The organism is Pseudenhygromyxa sp. WMMC2535 (genome assembly GCF_011083025.2).
Genome location: NZ_JABJWV010000001.1, coordinates 3,777,843 through 3,793,378, shown reverse-complemented (window position 1 = coordinate 3,793,378; position 15,536 = coordinate 3,777,843). Strand labels below are relative to the sequence as shown.

The 15,536-nt window shown below is 70.1% G+C and carries 11 protein-coding genes and 1 pseudogene; 3 read left to right on the top strand and 9 right to left on the bottom strand.

The genetic code is table 11. The features are described from left to right. Positions 1 to 64: 64 nt before the first annotated feature. From G6O69_RS14890 to G6O69_RS14850, 9 genes are all read right to left on the bottom strand, one after another. Positions 65 to 994 carry a hypothetical protein gene (locus tag G6O69_RS14890; protein ID WP_172304166.1) on the bottom strand — a complete coding sequence of 310 codons (930 nt, stop codon included), beginning with the start codon at positions 992 to 994 and terminating at the stop codon, positions 65 to 67. 127 nt (positions 995 to 1,121) lie between these two features. Next, entirely contained in the window at positions 1,122 to 2,027 is a 906-nt protein-coding gene (locus G6O69_RS14885) for a hypothetical protein (protein WP_176396841.1), read from the bottom strand. 126 nt (positions 2,028 to 2,153) lie between these two features. After that, complete coding sequence (locus G6O69_RS14880; RefSeq protein WP_176396840.1) at positions 2,154 to 3,071, bottom strand: hypothetical protein; 918 nt, start codon at positions 3,069 to 3,071, stop codon at positions 2,154 to 2,156. A 311-nt stretch (positions 3,072 to 3,382) separates the two neighbouring features. After that, entirely contained in the window at positions 3,383 to 4,810 is a 1,428-nt protein-coding gene (locus G6O69_RS14875) for an MATE family efflux transporter (RefSeq protein WP_172304163.1), read from the bottom strand. Between the two features lie 30 nt (positions 4,811 to 4,840). Further along, positions 4,841 to 5,590 (bottom strand): histidine phosphatase family protein, encoded by a 750-nt coding sequence (locus G6O69_RS42145; RefSeq protein ID WP_172304162.1) that lies wholly within the window; start codon positions 5,588 to 5,590, stop codon positions 4,841 to 4,843. 113 nt (positions 5,591 to 5,703) lie between these two features. Further along, positions 5,704 to 7,719: a HAMP domain-containing methyl-accepting chemotaxis protein gene (locus G6O69_RS42140; RefSeq protein WP_176396839.1), complete on the bottom strand. Its 2,016-nt coding sequence runs from the start codon at positions 7,717 to 7,719 to the stop codon at positions 5,704 to 5,706. 11 nt (positions 7,720 to 7,730) lie between these two features. After that, the gene (locus G6O69_RS14860) at positions 7,731 to 8,141 is read right to left on the bottom strand and encodes a response regulator (protein WP_172304160.1); all 411 of its coding nucleotides are present in this window, start codon (positions 8,139 to 8,141) and stop codon (positions 7,731 to 7,733) included. A gap of 166 nt (positions 8,142 to 8,307) precedes the next feature. Beyond that, positions 8,308 to 10,698 (bottom strand): transglycosylase SLT domain-containing protein, encoded by a 2,391-nt coding sequence (locus G6O69_RS14855; RefSeq protein ID WP_172304159.1) that lies wholly within the window; start codon positions 10,696 to 10,698, stop codon positions 8,308 to 8,310. 93 nt (positions 10,699 to 10,791) lie between these two features. Continuing rightward, on the bottom strand, positions 10,792 to 11,706 hold the full coding sequence (locus tag G6O69_RS14850) for an LD-carboxypeptidase (RefSeq protein WP_172304158.1): 915 nt from the start codon (positions 11,704 to 11,706) through the stop codon (positions 10,792 to 10,794). Positions 11,707 to 11,918: 212 nt separating this feature from the next. Here G6O69_RS14850 and secA point away from each other — a divergent pair. The 3 genes and pseudogenes from secA to G6O69_RS14840 form a co-directional block, all read left to right on the top strand. Further along, positions 11,919 to 13,913: pseudogene (secA, locus tag G6O69_RS42135) on the top strand (preprotein translocase subunit SecA); the annotation flags it as partial. A gap of 87 nt (positions 13,914 to 14,000) precedes the next feature. Next, positions 14,001 to 15,086, top strand: a complete 1,086-nt coding sequence (locus G6O69_RS42130) for a hypothetical protein (protein WP_346017144.1) — start codon at positions 14,001 to 14,003, stop codon at positions 15,084 to 15,086. A 274-nt stretch (positions 15,087 to 15,360) separates the two neighbouring features. Continuing rightward, positions 15,361 to 15,513 carry a hypothetical protein gene (locus G6O69_RS14840; RefSeq protein ID WP_176396838.1) on the top strand — a complete coding sequence of 51 codons (153 nt, stop codon included), beginning with the start codon at positions 15,361 to 15,363 and terminating at the stop codon, positions 15,511 to 15,513. Positions 15,514 to 15,536 lie beyond the last annotated feature (23 nt).

The following is a 15,536-nucleotide window of genomic DNA, read 5'->3' as shown; positions in this document are numbered from 1 at the left end:
GCGCCCTCGAGCGCGCGAGCGCCCTCCATGGCGCCCGCGGCCATCCTCTGCCCGCGGCTGTCCTCTACTCGAAGAGCGCGCCCACCCGAGTCACCTCCCGCGCCGCCGCGGCCCAAGCCCGCAGCCGAGCCAGCGACCGCTCTCCGCGGATCCGCGCTTCGCTGGCCGCGTCGACCTCGACGCCACGCACCTCCAGCAGCGCCAGGGTCATCTCTGCCAGCACCGCCCGCTGGCCCTGTGCTCGCCCCTGCTCTCGGCCCTCTTCTCGGCCCTCTTCGCGCCCCTGCTCGAGACCGAGGTGAAAAGTCCCGCTGTTCATCTCGATCTCCCACAGCGGGTCGTGTTCGTCTTTTGGGATCAGCTCCATCAATTTCCTCCTGTCCGCGCGGCTCACCGCCGCGAGGATCGTCATAGTGTACGCCTGTCGCTGCGCCTCCGGCAGCGTCCGGGTGGCCTGCAGCCCGGCCGTTGCCGCCTTCAAGTCTCCCCTGGAGCCGTGCAGGGCCGCGGCCAGCACCGCTGCCTGCGGGCTCTTCTTCGCCTGCTCGGGATCACGGATCGCCGCCACCGTGTGGACATCCAGCACCATCGCCTCCACTCGCGGCGGCGGACCCTCAGCCCACACCCGCAAGTCCGCGGACATCTCATCCGAGAAGGACACCACGATCATCCAGCACGGGAGCTCGTGGTCCTTCGCCAGGACCGCCTGAAAGAAGGGCAAGCGCCACCGCAGCCGCCAGTCCCGAGCCTTTTGCGCCTCGATCGAGAGCACCGCGCCATCGGGCCGCGACGGCGAGGCCCGGCCATCGGGGCCCAGGCAGACCAGAACGAGGTCCGGGAAGCCCTGGCGGACCACCATCTGCTCGCCCTCCACCGGGACCTCGACCTCCGCCCGCCGATCGATCGGCTGGCCATCCACTGGCCGCGGGATCCCCTGGAGGTCGAAGGCGAGCCACGGCTCGTCTCGAAAGAGTTGAAGGATGCCTTGATGCAAGATTCCAGTCACATCCTCTCTTCGGCCCGCGTGCATCTTCGATGCAGGGTTTTTTCCTACCTCCGGATCTCTGGGCTGAGCTGGCCGAGATTTGGGACAGAAGGATCTGCCGCCCACAGCCTCGCCTCTATTCGAAGAGCGCGCCCACCCGAGTCACCTCCCGCGCCGCCGCGGCCCAAGCTCGCAGCCGAGTTAGCGACGGCTCTCCGCGGATCCGCGCTTCGCTGGCCGCGTCGACCGCGACGCCGCGCACCTCCAGCAGCGCCAGGGTCATCTCCGCCAGCACCGCCCGCTGGCCTTGCTCGCGCCCCTGCTCGCGCCCCTGCTCGAGACCGAGGTGAAAAGTCCCGCTGTTCATCTCGATCTCCCACAGCGGGTCGTGTTCGTCTTTTGGGATCAGCTCCATCAATTTCCTCCTGTCCGCGCGGCTCACCGCCGCGAGGATCGTCATAGTGTACGCCTGTCGCTGCGCCTCCGGCAGCGTCCGGGTGGCCTGCAGCCCGGCCGTTGCCGCCTTCAAGTCTCCCCTGGATCCGTGCAGGGCCGCGGCCAGCACCGCTGCCTGCGGGCTCTTCTTCGCCTGCTCGGGATCACGGATCGCCGCCGCCGTGTGGACATCCAGCACCATCGCCTCCACTCGCGGCTGCGGACCCTCAGCCCACACCCGCAAGTCCGCGGACATCTCATCCGAGAAGGACACCACGATCATCCAGCACGGGAGCTCGTGGTCCTTCGCCAGGACCGCCTGAAAGAAGGGCAAGCGCCACCGCAGCCGCCAGTCCCGAGCCTTTTGCGCCTCGATCGAGAGCACCGCGCCATCGGGCCGCGACGGCGAGGCCCGGCCATCGGGGCCCAGACAGACCAGGACGAGGTCCGGGAAGCCCTGGCGGACCACCATCTGCTCGCCCTCCACCGGGACCTCGACCTCCGCCCGCCGATCGATCGGCTGGCCATCCACTGGCCGCGGGATCCCCTGGAGGTCGAAGGCGAGCCACGGCTCGTCTCGAAAGAGTTGAAGGATGCCTTGATGCAAGATTCCAGTCACATCCTCTCTTCGGCCCGCGTGCATCTTCGATGCAGGGTTTTTTCCTACCTCCGGATCTCTGGGCTGAGCTGGCCGAGATTTGGGACGACAAGCCCTGCTTGCTGCCCAGAGCCTCTACTCGAAGAGCGCGCCCACCCGAGTCACCTCCCGCGCCGCCGCGGCCCAAGCTCGCAGCCGAGCCAGCGACCGCTCTCCGCGGATCCGCGCTTCGCTGGCCGCGTCGACCTCGACGCCACGCACCTCCAGCAGCGCCAGGGTCATCTCCGCCAGCACCGCCCGCTGGCCCTGTGCTCGCCCCTGCTCTCGGCCCTCTTCGCGCCCTTGCTCGAGACCGAGGTGAAAAGTCCCGCTGTTCATCTCGATCTCCCACAGCGGATCGTGTTCGTCTTTTGGGATCAGCTCCATCAATTTCCTCCTGTCCGCGCGGCTCACCGCCGCGAGGATCGTCATAGTGTACGCCTGTCGCTGCGCCTCCGGCAGCGTCCGGGTGGCCTGCAGCCCGGCCGTTGCCGCCTTCAAGTCTCCCCTGGATCCGTGCAGGGCCGCGGCCAGCACCGCTGCCTGCGGGCTCTTCTTCGCCTGCTCGGGATCACGGATCGCCGCCACCGTGTGGACATCCAGCACCATCGCCTCCACTCGCGGCGGCGGACCCTCAGCCCACACCCGCAAGTCCGCGGACATCTCATCCGAGAAGGACACCACGATCATCCAGCACGGGAGCTCGTGGTCCTTCGCCAGGACCGCCTGAAAGAAGGGCAAGCGCCACCGCAGCCGCCAGTCCCGGGCTTTTTGCGCCTCGATCGAGAGTACCGCGCCATCGGGCCGCGACGGCGAGGCCCGCCCATCGGGGCCCAGACAGACCAGGACGAGGTCCGGGAAGCCCTGGCGGACCACCATCTGCTCGCCCTCCACCGGGACCTCGACCTCCGCCCGCCGATCGATCGGCTGGCCATCCACCGGCCGCGGGATCCCCTGGAGGTCGAAGGCGAGCCACGGCTCGTCTCGAAAGAGTTGAAGGATGCCTTGATGCAAGATTCCAGTCACATCCTCCTCTTCGGCCCGCGTGCATCTTCGGTGCAGAGTTTTTTCCACCGCCAGAAACAAGCGACCGAACCGGCCAGAACCCGGGCCACTCTGGACAAAGCCCTCGGCGAAAAGATCAAGCATTGCCGCTCTAGTGTGCGCGCCAGAGGACTTGAAGGGTCCCAGGCGCCGGACCGCCGGCTGCTGACGAGGCGCGAGGAGGGAGTTTGTCGGGCACAAATGACTGACGAGCAACGAAGTCAGCGGCCGGTGCTCCAAGCCTGGGGCCCTTCAAGTCCTCTGGTGCGCGCACGAGGAGCTCATGAGCGAGGTGTCGTGTTGGGATTCGCCACGGGCTCCGAGGGCTCCGTCGCCACGAGCTCCGCGTCGGCCTCGGCCTTTGCCCCCGCGAAGAGCGAGCCCGCCCACCCGTTGGCGATCACCCCCGTCAGCAGCGACGCCGCCGCGACCCCCGCGAAGATCCCCATCAGCCCCCACAGCGCGCCCCCGAGCAACGCGAGAGGGACGGCGAGCAGCAAGCTCTGGAGCGCGGAGATCACCGTGGCCCGCAGCGCCTGGTCGATGGCGTTGAAGGTCGCGCCGATCACCCGCACCAGGGCCACGCCGGCGTAGCCGGCGGGGACGATCCAAAAGAAGCGCTGGAGGGGATCGTGGACCGCGGCGTCGCTCGAGAAGATCGTCGCCACCCAGCCGCCGAAGGCGATCAGCACCAGCCAGCCGCCGAGGCCCCAGGCGATCGCAAAGCGCCGCGCGATGACCAGGGCCCGGCCGACTCGATCCTCGCGCTCGGCCCCCCAGTTTTGGCCGACGAAGGGGGTCATCGCCGAGCCCAGGGCCAGGGGGGCGATCAGCACCAGCATCTCGAGGCGGGTGCCCACCCCCCAGGCCGCCACGGCGGCCTTGCCGTAGTCGGCGATCAGGGCCGTGAGCACGCCGGCGGCGAGGGGCGAGAACATGTTTGTCAGCGAGGCCGGCAGACCCACGGAGAGGATCGCTCGCCACGAGGCGATCAACTCGGACATGCGCGGGACCCGAAACTCGAGCAGCTTCATGCGCCAGCCCAGCACCCACAGCGCGGCCGAGAGCGTGAACACCCGAGACGCCAAGGTCGCCAGCGCGGCCCCGCGCACGCCCATGGCGGGGATCGGCCCAAAGCCGAAGATGAACATCGGGTCGAGGATGCCGTTGGCGATCGCCCCCGACATCATGATCAACATCGGCGTGCGCGCGTCACCGGTCGCGCGCATCGCCCCCGAGCCGATCATCGGGACCACCAAGAAGGCCGAGCCCGCGAACCAAATCGTCATGTACTCGAGCACGATCTCGAGCAGCACCCCCTCGGCGCCGAGGCGCGCAAAGAGCCAGCGCTGACAGATCAGCCCGAGGAGCGAGAGCGCGGCGACCACGGCCAGAGCGAGGATCAGCGCGTGGGTGGTCAGCTGCCGCACGCGGCGCTCGTCGCCAGCGCCGATCGCCCGAGCGATCGCCGAGGTCGTGCCCACGCCCAGACCCAAGGTCGCGCTGGTCACGACCATGACCACGGGGAAGGTGAAGCTGATCGCCGCGAGCTCGTCGGTGCCCAGGCGGCCGACGAAGTAGGTGTCGACCAAGCTGACGGCGAGGATGAACACGATGCCGAAGGACATCGGCACGCCGAGGCTCACGAGCGCGCGACGGATGTCGCCCTCGATCAGGGTCGCCTGCCGGGCCGCCTCGGGTTTGGCCATGTTCGGTCCTCGCGCCGCGTCCGCGGGGCGCTAGCGGTGCGTCCACTCGCCCAGAGGCAAGTGAGCGACTTCGTTGAAGCCGTCGAGGGTCAGCCGCTCGCCGCTGTAGAGCACCCGGGTGATGGAGGTGTTGTAGAGGCGCCAGGCCTGCTCGAAGGCCCGCTGCGGAGGGATGCCCAGGACCTCGTGGAGGAGCACCGCCTTGGGGCCGACCGAGGTGAAGAGCGCGATCTCTCCGCGGGCGCGGCTGCGCAGCTCGGCGAAGGCCGCGAGCACCCGCTCCCGAAAGGCGGCCCAGGTCTCGACGCCCTCGGGCGCGATCTCGGCGCGCAGCCAGCGAGCCATGATCCCCTCGAAGAGCAGCTGCCAGGCCCGCAGCCGTCGGTCGCGGTCACCGGTGGCGTCCATCGCCTCGGTCGCGAGCCGGCGCAGCTCGACCTCGCCCGCGCCGAGCGAGACCTCGCCCGCGCCGAGCTCCGCGATGAAGCCCGCGACCAGGCCGTGGCCGTCGTGCTCGTCGAAGCCGGGCAGCTCGACGAGCTCGGGGAGCTCGAGGCCGGCGGCGGCCAGCCCCTCGCAGGCCAACCCGGCCGTGTCGTGGTGACGCCGGGCCGGGCCGGTGAACAGCGCGTCGAAGCCAGGCCGGCCGGCGGCGGCGAAGCGCTGACCGAGCGCCACACCGAGCACCCGCGCCTGCTCCCGCCCCTTCGCCGAGAGCTCGTCATAGTTCGCGGCGAACATCGAGGCCTGGGCGTGGCGAATGACGTGGAGGGTGCTCACCGTCGGCGATGGTACTCGACACCGGCCCCAGGTCAGACCGCGCGCGCCCGCACGCCACCGCGAGGACGGGCCGCGCCCCGCGCGGGAGGAGAGCGCTCGCGCGAGCTGGCAGCCTACTCGGAGGCCCGGGTGAGGCGCTCGAGGGTGTCGGCCTGGAGCTTGAGGCCCTCGGCGGTCGCGCGGGTCTGTGAGTTGGCGGCCGCGCTCGCGCGGACGGTGTCGGCGACCTGGTGGATGTTGGTCGCCACGGCCTCGGTCTCGACGCCCTGGCGCTCGATCAGCGCACGGATCTCCCGCGCCGCCGCGGCCGTGCTCTGGGCGAGGGCGCGGCTGCGCTCCGTGACCGCCGTGGTCCCCGCGCTCGCCGCCTGGATGTTGGTGACCCGGGCGTGGACGTCCGCGACCATGCTCGTGACCCGCTCGGCGAGGCGACGCATCTCGGCGGCGACGAGGGCAAAGCCGCGCCCCGCCTCGCCGGCGCGGGTGGCCTCGAGGGCGCCGTTGAGCGCGAGCAGGTCGCTGCGATCCGCGATCTCGCGGATCCCCTCGAGGAGCCCGCCGATGCCCTCGGCGTAGGCCCCGAGCTCGGCGATCTTCTCGACCATGGCGTCGGTCGCGGCGAGGGTCTGCTCGGCGTCCCCAAGCACGCCCCCGGCCTCGCGCGAGATGTCCTCGGCCGCGCCGACCAGCGAGGTGATCGTCTCGCTGACCATGAGCACCGCGTAGGACTGCTGGTCCCCGGCGGCCTCCTGCTCCTGCGTCGAGGCCTGGATCTCCGCCGCCGCGGCCGCGAGCTCGATGGCCGTCGAGCGGATCTGTGCGATCGCCCTGTCGAGCTGTACGACCATGCCGCGGAAGGCGTCCGGGAGCTCGCCGCGGCCCCCGATCTCCACGTCGAGCTCACCGCGGGCCACGGCCCCAGCCGCCCCGGCGAGCTCTTCGAGCATGTCGAGCATGCGGTTGAAGTTTTGGCTCAGCCGACCAAACTCGTCGTCACGCGTGAGCGTGAGCCGGCCGAAGGCGCGGATGTCCCCGACCTCGACGACCCGCCGCGTCGCCTCGTCGAGGGCCTCGAGCTGCTCGCGCTGAGCCGACCACAGCGAGAGGCTGATCATCGCGCCGGAGATCACCCCGAGGCTGGTGAGCACGAGCACCGTCAGCACCATCGCGCCGACATGCTCGTCGAGCGTGGTCGCGGTCAGCAGCCAGCGACCCTCGCCGAGCTCGACGGCGGCCGACGCCTGGGTCTGGTGGCGGTCGTAGCCCCTCAGGGTCTCGGGCCGCTGGGGGAGCTCGAGCTGCGCGGCCAAGACCGCGGGCAAGGCCTCGGTCCCGACCACGCGGATACCCTCGGCCCCGTCCACGCGGACGCCCTCGAGCAGATCGGGCGCGGCGTCGTGCTCACCGCGACCCAGGCGCGCCGCGGCGACCTCGACGAGCCGACGTTGCTCGGCGACCGCGGCCGCGCGCCTGCCCTGGAGGCGGACGTAGCCGCCGACCATGAACAGGCCGAGCAGGCTGGTCAGCACGATCGCCACGATCGTTACGACGAGCGCGCGACCGACCGAGCTCGCGGGTCGCTGCACCGCCAGGCCGCGCGCGACGATCTCGCTGCCCACGCGATCGTGGATCGGCTGCAAGAGCGCGTGGAGCACCTGGTGCGTCAAGCTGCAGCTCGCCGCCATCGACACCATCATGACCAGCGAGGTCGCGAGCTCGGCGGGGCCGAACACCACCGGCGCGGGGACGCCGAGCCACGCGAGCACCAGCACCCCCGCGAGGCTCAGCTCCCAGCCCAGGGTGTAGATCAGCACGAAGCGCGCGCAGACGCGCTGGAGCAGGGCATCGGCCGCGAGCAATTCTGCGTCCGTGGCCTCGCCCTCGGCCCGCACTCGCCGCAGCGGATCCAGGGCGCGCCACAGCCACAGCCCAACGAAGGGCGCGCGCGCGAAGACCAGCAGCACGAGCGCCCGGGGGTCGGCGATCGCAACGATCTCGACCCACAAGAACCCCATCAGCACGGCGATGCCGAGGTCGAACACGCCGACCCACAGCAGAATCTTCCAAGCGACGTCCTTGTGGTGCACGGTCCCGGAGGCGCGAAACCGAGGGGCTCGGACGCGCGCCACCTCGCTGATTGTCAGGGTGAAGAGGACTGGCTCGCGCGCGCGCGTCGACGCGAGGCGAGCACACTACCGATGACCTCGACGAGCTCGCCGCAGTCGGGCGTCTTGACCGCGCCCCCGTCCGCGCCACAGGCCCTGATCGTCGCGGTCAGCTCGCTGCGCGAGCGGTCGCTGAACAACAACACGGGACAGTCATGGCGGCGGTCCTCGTGGATCAGCCGCAGCAGCGAGGGCCCGTCGAGGGCGGGCATCGTGATGTCGAGGACCAACACGTCCGGGCGCAGCTCGGCGATCTTCTCGCGGCACTCGAGCGGCTCATCGATCGTCTCGACCCGATAGCCCTGCTCTCCGAGCACCTCGCTGACGACCTCGAGAGTGATCGGGCTGTCGTCGACGACGAGGATGGTGGCTTGCACTTCGCTCATGGTGACGCGGGATCAGTATGACAGACCCTACACGATTGCGACTGCGCGGCCGCGAATGATTCCTCATGCCCCCCTGCGCCACGACCAGGGTGGACCGGGGCGGAGAAACTGCGCCAGGAGCGGAGTCGCGCCCATACACGAGTCGAGCGCGCCCTCGACCGGTTCGTCAGCCGGTCCGCTGGGGAATCTCGAGCGGGATGTAAGGCATGCGCTCGGCGGCGGGCTCGGAGCCGTAGATCCAGCGATAGATCGCCCAACGCCCGAGCACCGACTGGGTGTAGTGGCGCGTCTCGTCGAAGGGGATCGCCTCGATGAAGAGATCGAGATCCCAGTCACCGCGCTCGCCGAGCCACTGGTCCGTGCGTCCCGGGCCGGCGTTGTAACTCGGGATCGCCAGCGCGGCCGCGCCGCCTGCGTTGTCTCGCTGCCAGCGGGACACCAAGCCAGCGAGGTAGCTCTGGCCCAAGTTCAGATTTACCGCCGGATCGTAGAGCTCGCTGGATCGCACCTTTAGCCCGAGGCGTTTCGCCACAGTCTCTGCGGTCGCAGGCATGAGCTGAATGAGGCCGCGCGCGCCAGCCCAAGAGGTCGCGCCAGGATCGAAGCGACTCTCGGTCTGCATCACGGCGTAGGTCAGCAAGCTCGGGACATCGTGCTCGGCCTCGCCCTGCTCGACGAGGGCGCGAAAGGGCATGGGGTGGGCGAGCTCCCACAGCGCGCGCCGATCTCCAGTTGGGGGCTCGCCCCGCCACGCGCCGCCGCGACTGGCGAGGGTGCGCTGCGCCTCGGCGTAGAGCCCGGCCTGCGCGAGCACGGCGGCGGCTGGCCAGCCACCGATCCCCCCGGCGTCGAGGTCTGCGCTGGCCTGTTCGCCCAGGCCCAAGCTCGCCCACAGCTGCGCGCGCTCGGCCGCGGGCGTGCCGGGCAGCTCGAGCGAAGGAATGACCGCGCCGTCGGCGGACTCGAGCACGGCCAGACCCTCGGCGAGGGCCTCCTCGCCCTGATCCCGCAGCCGCGACATCGCCTGCATCGCGGGGTAGCTCAGCGGCCGCGTGCGCACACACTCGACATAGGCCGCCCGCGCGTCCGCCTGCTCGCCCGCGATGCCCAGAGCCCGCCCGCGAAAGTAGTGCAGCTTGGCGAGGGTATCCCCGCTCACGCGTTTGCTGGCGATCGCCGCGTCGATCAGCGCGAGGGCGTCCTGCGTGCGCTGCTCGGCGAAGGCCTGCACGAGCAGCCGGCGCAGGGCTTCGTCGGCCATGTCACCGTCGGGGTGATCCGCCAAGGAGCGCTCGTAGGCCGCGCGCGCCGACTCGGGCTTGCTCGCGCTCTCCCACGACTCCCCGGCCTTGATCAACGCGTCGTCCGCGTAGCTGTGATCGGGGTGGTCCTTGGCCAACGCCTCGAAGCGCGCCGCCGCGTCCTCGTACTTGCCCGCGGCGTAGCGCCCACGCGCGGCCTGGTAGCGGCTCTTGACCTCGCGGCCCTGGTCCTTGGCCTTCGCGCAGTGCTTGCTCGCCTGATCGAAGACCGGCTGAGACGCGGGCCGCTTGCGCTGCTTGAAGATCGCCGAGCCCTTGAGATAGAGCACGCGGCAGCGGTCGCCCTCGTCCGCCGCGAGCGACTTGGCCTGCTTCATGAACCGATCCGCCCCCGAGATCACCTGGCCGTAGCTGCGCCGCGCGAGCAGATCATCGAGCTCGGCGAGGGCGCGGCGGCGTTCGAAATCCCGGCGCGCACGCTTGTCGCGCGTGATCACCTTGGCCTTCTCGAGCTCGGTGAGGGCCTCGCTGGCCTCGCGCCCGTAGTCGGACAGGGGCACGTCGAGGGCCAGGCCCTCGAAGAGCTCGGCCGCGGCCCGCTGATCTTCGGCCTCGCCCTCGAGCAAGAGCACGGCGAGCTTGCGCCGGGCCTCGTAGGCGCTGCGATCGTCGGCCTCGGCGAGGTAGGCCCGGTACGAGGCCACCGCCCCCGCGCGATCCATGGTCCGCGCTTGCGCGTCGGCCTTGACCAGGCGCGCGCGCGCGGGGATGCCCGCCGCCGGATCGGGCTCGAGATCCTCGACCAGCGCCAGGGCGGCCGCGCTGTCTTGCGCGTCGAGGCGCGCCTGGGCCTCGAGCACGCGCAGCTGCGCCGCGATCGGGGCGAAGGCCGCGACCTCCCGAACCCTGGCGAAGCGCGCGGCCGCGTCGGCCCACGCCTCGTCCTCGAGCGACTCGAAGGCGCGCAGCAGCTCGGCCGCCGCGCGGTCCTCGGGCGAGAGCGAGCCCTCGGCCAGCAGCGCGTCGAGCAGCGCCTTGGCCTGCTCGTGATCCCGGCGCTCGCGGGCGATGATCGCCTCGCGGCCAGGACCATCGGCGAACCACAAGGCGCGCGATGCAGACTCGGGCACCTGCGCCTGTTCGCCCTCGTCCGCGTCTTCTTCGCCCTCCGCGAGCTCGTCGGTGCCCACCGTCGCGCTCTCGGCCATGGCGAGCGCCGGCGGCGACTCCGTGTGGCAGCCCCCCAGACAGGTCAGGAGCAGCACACAGGGCCAATTTTTCGCTCGCCTGGTCATCTCTTCAGCGTTTTAGCCGCCCTCCGGCACCTCGCCAAAAGAGCAGCACAAAAGCGCCCCGAATGTCGACGCGCGAGGCCCTGCGCGCCTTCCTCAGCCCACGCCAGGCAGCGCGGTGGGCAGCGCCTCGAGCAGCTCCAGGGCCCCCTGATCCACGTCCAGGCGGGCGCGCAGGCCAAAGGGCAGCGCCGCGTTGCGCCCGGGCGCGTGGCCAAAAGGCAGGCCGATCAGCACCGGCACACCCAGGCGAGCGAGGCGCTCCTCGACGACCTCGACGGCGCTGGCGCCGTGGCTCTTGCCCGAGGACGGCTCGACGCAGCCGTGCAGCTGACCAACGGCGACGCCGACCACGCCCCGCAGCGCGCCGCTCTCGAGCAGCTGGGTCAAAGCCCGATCCAGGCGGTAGGGCCGCTCGCCAACCTCCTCGAAGGCGAGGATCGCCCCGCGCAGATCCGGCATCTCCGGCGTCCCGATCAGCGTGCGCAGGACCTCGAGGTTGGCGGGGATCAGCGTGCCCTCGACGCGGCCACCACACAGCGCCGCGGCCTCCTCCCCCTCCGCCACCAGCGGCTCGGGCAGCTCGCCCTCGAGCAGGGTCCACAGGCGCTCGCGATCTTCGTGACCGAGCTCGTCGAGCTGCCCGACCACGGGGCCGTGAATCGAGGGCACGCCCGCGCGCGTCCAGGCCCAGCACAGCAGCGCCGTCACGTCGGAGAAGCCGACGATCAGCTTGGGGGGACGGCCGCCAGCGGGACGCAGCAGCGCCGGATCCAGGCGCCGCAGCAGGCGCGTGGCCCCGTAGCCGCCCCGCGCCGCCCAGATCAGCGCGGCCTTCGGATCACGCAGAGCCGCGTTCAAGGCCCCCAGCCGCGCCTCGTCGTCGCCGGCAAAGTAACCGCTGCGCTGCTCGAGGTTGGCGGCCAGGACCGGCTCACCAAAGCGCCGGCGAACGTGCGCGAGCCCACGTCCCAGCCGCTCGAGATCCACCGGCCCCGAGGGCGCGACCACGTGCACCCGCCTCGCTGCGCCTTCCCCACGCGCCCCGGCGCCGCGGTCAGATCCGTCGCTCGAAGCGGTAGCGTTGCCTCGGTTCACCATCTCGTCGCCCGCAGACGCGAGATCTTATCCCAATCCGTCGCGCCCGGGATGGCCATCGCCCCGCCCGCGTAGACAGCGCGACGCCCCACCACTACCCTGCTCGCCCACCACCGGCTCTGCCCATGTTTCAGCGCGTCCTCAAAAAGGTCTTTGGCACCAAGCACGATCGTCAGATCAAGAAGATCCAGCCGATCGTCAACCGCATCAACGAGCTCGAGGCCAAGCTCCAGCCCCTGCGCGACGACGAGCTCCAGGCCAAGACCGCCGAGTTCAAGGAGCGCATCGACCGGGGCGAGCCCCTCGACGACATCCTGCCCGAGGCCTACGCCGTGGTCCGCGAGGCCGGCAAGCGGACCTTGGGCATGCGTCACTACGACGTGCAGATGATCGGCGGCATCGCCATGCACCGCGGCATGGTGCTCGAGATGCGCACCGGTGAGGGCAAGACGCTGACGGCGACCTCGGCCCTCTACCTCAACGCCCTGTCCGGTCGCGGCGGCCACCTGATCACCGTCAACGACTACCTCGCGTCCCGCGACGCCGAGTGGATGGGCAACATCTACAACTTCCTCGGCCTGTCGGTGGGCACCATCGTGCACGGGCTCTTCCACCACGAGCGCCAGAAGTCCTACCGCGCCGACATCACCTACGGGACCAACAACGAGTTCGGCTTCGACTACCTGCGCGACAACATGAAGGAGACGATCGAGAAGTACGTTCAGCGCGAGCTGAACTACGCGATCGTCGACGAGGTCGACTCGATCCTGATCGACGAGGCCCGGACCCCGCTGATCATCTCGGGTGAGAGCGCCAAGCCGGCCGAGCTCTACAAGACCGTCGACCGGGTGATCCCCTCGCTGCGCCGCGACCTCGACTACGTCGTCGACGAGAAGGCCAACAGCGTGCAGCTGACCGACGCCGGCGTCGACCGGGTCGAGAAGCTGCTCGGCTGCGGCAACCTCTACGACCGCGACAACGTCCAGCTCAAGCACCACGTCGACCAGGCCCTGCGCGCCCACGTGCTCTACAAGCGCGACGTCAACTACCTCGTCGAGCGCGGCGAGGTCGTGATCGTCGACGAGTTCACCGGCCGCAAGATGGAGGGCCGGCGGTGGAGCGACGGCCTCCACCAGGCGATCGAAGCCAAGGAGAACGTGGCGATCCAGTCCGAGTCTCAGACCCTGGCGACGATCACCTACCAGAACTACTTCCGCATGTACGACAAGCTGGCGGGCATGACCGGCACCGCCGACACCGAGGCCGAGGAGTTCCACAAGATCTACAACCTCGAGGTCATCGTCGTCCCGACCAACCGCCCGATCCAGCGCAACGACATGGACGACGTCGTCTACAAAAACGAGCGCGGCAAGTTCAAGGCGGTGGTCGAGCAGATCCGCGAGTGCCACGAGCGCGGCCAGCCGGTGCTCGTGGGCACGACCAGCGTCGAGAAGTCCCAGGTCATCCACCAGCTCCTCGACCGCTCCGGCGTCCCGCACTCGATCCTCAACGCCAAGAACCACCAGCGCGAGGCCTACATCGTGGCCCAGGCCGGGCGGAAGCACGCGGTCACCGTGGCCACCAACATGGCCGGCCGCGGCACCGACATCATCCTCGGCGGCAACTCCGAGATGATGGCCAAGGCCCACTTCGACCCCGAGGAGAAGCCCGAGGAGTTCGCCAAGCTCCACGCCGGCCTCAAGGAGCAGTGCGAGGCCGAGAAGCGCGAGGTCCTCGAGCTCGGCGGGCTGTTCATCCTCGGGACCGAGCGCCACGAGAGCCGACGGATCGACAACCAGCTGCGCGGCCGCGCCGGTCGCCAGGGCGACCCCGGCACCTCGCGCTTCTTCCTCTCGCTCGAGGACGACCTCATGCGGATCTTCGGCGCCGACCGGATCACCGGGCTGATGGAGCGCCTGGGCATGGAGGAGGAGGTCCCGATCGAGGCCCCGATGGTCAACAAGGCCATCGAGAACGCGCAGACCAAGGTCGAGGCCATGCACTTCGACACGCGCAAGAACCTGTTCGAGTACGACAACGTGATGAACGAGCAGCGCAAGGCGATCTACGCCCTGCGCCGGCAGATCCTCGAGGGCCGCTACCAGCCGGAGATCCTCGACGACGAGGCCCGCAAGGAGCAGCGCGAGAAGCTCCCGCCGCCGCCCGACACCTCGGGCCCGCACACCCTGCCCTCGCTGCGCGAGACCATGCGCGAGCGGACCGTGGCGATCATCGACCACCACTGCCGCCGCCGCCTCGCCGACGCTGGCCTGCCCGCCGGCGAGGAGGTCAGCGAGCCGTGGCCGCCCGAGGGCATCATCCCCCACGAGCTGACCCACGACCTCTACCGCCACTACGGCTCGATGGTGAAGTTCGACGACGTCGCCAGCGAGCGCGCGGCGGTCATCGAGCGCAGCCTCGACGTGGTCGCGGCCTCGCTGATCCAGCAGCGCGAGCGCATCCACGACCTGTGCTACGGCCACGTCGAGAGCGCCGTGACCGAGCTGTGCCCGGCCGACGTCCACCCCGACGAGTGGGACCTCGACGGCGTCGAGAAGGAGATGAAGGCCCGCTTCTACCTCGACATCGAGATCCACGAGGTCGAGGAGGACGTCGACGCCCTGGTCGACTCGTGCTGGGATCAGGTCGAGGCCGCGCTGCTCGCCCGCGAGCAGGAGTTCGGGCTCTACACCTTCCTCTATCACATCCGGCGGATCTACCTGCGCGAGATCGACGAGCAGTGGATCAGCCACCTCAAGAACATCGAGGACCTGCGCGCCGGCATCGGGCTGCGCAGCTACGCCAACCGCAACCCCAAGAACACCTATAAGGTCGAGGGCTTCAAGCTCTTCAACGAGATGTGGGAGAGCATCTCGCAGACCGTGCTCGACAGCGTGCTCCAGATGCGCCTGTCCGAGGAGGACCGGCGCCGCGCCGAGGAGGGCGAGGAGTACGAGTCGACCCTCACCAAGGCCTCGCAAAAGCGCGAGCGCGCCGCGGCGGTCAGCCGCAAGGGCGGCTCCCTCGATCGCCTCGACGCCGCGGCCAAGGCCGCCGTCGCCAAGCTCAGGGCCTCCGGGGCCGCGCCCTCGCAAAAGCCCGGCGCGTCCGCGGCGATCGCCGAGGCGGCCCGCCGCGCCGCCAAGGCTCAGGCCGTGCAGCCCGCCCAGGCCCCGAGCGTCGACGAGAGCCTGGCCAAGGCCCAGGCCCAGGCCCTCGAGAGCCTCAAGAGCGACAAGCCCGGCGCCAAGAAGTCCAGCCGCCGCAAGCGTCGCAAGTCCGCCGGCGCCTGAGCGCGGCCCCTTCCAAAAAAGCGGGCAGGCGGCCAACCCCGCCTGCCCTCTTTGTATGCCGCGAGCATTTCCGCGCGATGCTTCATCTCCCAAACGTCAGTACTGGTGAGGCGCCTCGCGCCACCCTGCGGGCCCCGAGCCCCCCTCGAGCCCGCTCCGCACCCGATCTCGTCTTCCAGGTACCAGCTTGTATCCATCGATTCACGAGTGATAGCGTCATTGGGTCATGAATGACGTGCGCGTAAAATTCGCATCAGTCACAGCAGGATTCATATTGTCAATCTTCGGCACCTTGATGTTCGCCGAGCCCGCGACCGCAGACGTCGATGACGAGTGCACCGCGCAATGCGGGCCGGCGCCCTGCTGTCACATCCTATGGACGACCTGGTGCGGGTGTCCGTGGGCGGACGAGCAAGCGCTCGAATAGCGTCCCGCCGCCGAGACCTCTGG